The sequence below is a fragment of the Rhizobacter sp. P2_G4 genome (genome assembly GCF_056403575.1).
The window spans coordinates 1-1,803 of record NZ_JBFUFG010000032.1; the positions used below are offsets into that span (position 1 = coordinate 1).

Here is a 1,803-nt window from a genome sequence, read left to right on the forward strand (position 1 = left end):
GGTCGCTCACCAAGCGTCCGGGCTACCTCAGCCTCGTGACCAGCCGGGTCGTCTCCACGCTGACTGAGGCTCCGAACACCCTCACGCAGCGTACCTTCGGCCCACGCAGTTCGGCGACCACCAGCATCGACGTGAGCGGCATGAAGGACGGCGACTGGGCCGGCCTGACCGCCTTCCAGAAACAGTACGGTTTTGTCGGCGTCAAGATGACCGGTGGCGTCAGATCGCTCGTCATGGTGAGCACAGATTCCGACAAGCCCGAGGAGATCACCGCCATTCCCCTCGCTGGCAAAACCGTTCACCTCAAGGTCGAAAGCGAATTTGAGCCCGCGCCCGAGGTCGCTCGCTTCTCCTACAGCCTCGATGGCAAATCCTGGACTCCCATCGGACGTCCCTCGCGCCTGACCTATTCCTACCCAAAGCACTTCATGGGTTATCGCTTCGGCCTCTTCTTCTATTCGACGAAGACCGCCGGCGGCCGGGTGGACTTTGACTACTACCGGATCGAGCCAGGCGGCGGCTCGCGCTGACCTTCGCCAGCACTGGACCCGAGATCCAGCGCCGTTTGCCACGGCTTGAGCGAGGCGAGCTTGACCGAGTTGCCGCCACGTCCTCGATCCCGGGGCACACCCTCAACAACCTATTGACGCTTCACATCCAGCCATGCGCCTTGCCAGACTCCTGCAACCCGTCGCCTTGTGCTGGGCCGCGCTCGCCGGCGGAACCGCGCTAGCCGCAGAACCGTCGGCCGGTCCCACCAGCGCCCTTGCGGCGGCACAGTCGAACCGTGCCCACAACCCCGTCATCTGGGCCGACGTCCCAGACATCGCAGTCATCCGGGTAGGAAAAACCTACTACATGAGCAGCACGACGATGCACATGAGCCCAGGCCTCCCGATCATGAAGTCGACCGACCTGATCAACTGGCGCATGGCCTCCTACGGCTATGAAACCCTTGCCGACAACGAACCCCTCCGCCTCGAAAACGGCAAGAACGCATACGGCGCTGGCTCCTGGGCCAGCAGCCTGAGTTACCACGACGGCGTGTTCCATGCGTCGACGTTCTCCGCCAACACCGGACGCACCCACATCTACACCACGCGCGATCCGGAGCGCGGCCCGTGGAAAGCGACGAGTTTCGAGCCGTCGCTGGGTGACCACAGCCTGTTCTTCGATGACGACGGTCGCGTGTACATGGTTTTCGGAAGCGGTCGCATCACGCTCATCGAGCTGCAACCCGATCTCTCCGGCATCAAACCCGGCGGTGTGAACAAGGTCATCGTCGAAAGCGTCAACGCTCTCTTCGGGGCCGACCAGGGCGGGCTCAAAGGCGAGGGCTCGCAGCTCTTCAAGGTCGACGGCCGCTACTACCTCTTCAACATCGCCTCGCCAGGCAGCCGCTGGGCGCGCACCGTCATCGTCCACCGCGCCGACGCCATCGACGGGCCCTACGAAGGTCGCATCGCGCTGGATGACCAAGGGATCGCTCAGGGCGGCCTCATCGACACCCCGGAAGGCAAATGGTTTGCCTATCTTTTCAAGGACAACGGCGCCGTGGGTCGCATCCCCTACCTCGTGCCGGTGACCTGGAAGGACGGCTGGCCCGTGCTCGGCGAAAACGGCAAGGTGCCCATGACGCTCGACATCCCGGCCGGCGCACAGGGCGTCTCCGGCGCCTCCGGCATCGTCGCCTCCGACGAATTCAACCGCCAGCCCGGCGACCCTGCCCTGCCCCTGGCCTGGCAATGGAATCACAACCCGAGGCCCAGTGACTGGTCGCTCACCAAGCGTCCGGGCTACCTC

2 protein-coding genes are annotated in these 1,803 nt (G+C 64.3%); both read left to right on the top strand.

Going from position 1 to position 1,803, the window contains the following annotated elements:
- Window positions 1-530 (top strand): beta-xylosidase family glycoside hydrolase (locus AC1DYS_RS32180; protein ID WP_477906157.1); only part of this gene is annotated, 530 nt, incomplete at its 5' end.
- Window positions 531-663: 133 nt separating this feature from the next.
- Window positions 664-1,803, top strand: a 1,140-nt coding sequence (locus tag AC1DYS_RS32185) for a glycoside hydrolase 43 family protein (protein ID WP_477906160.1), incomplete at its 3' end; no start/stop codon positions are given.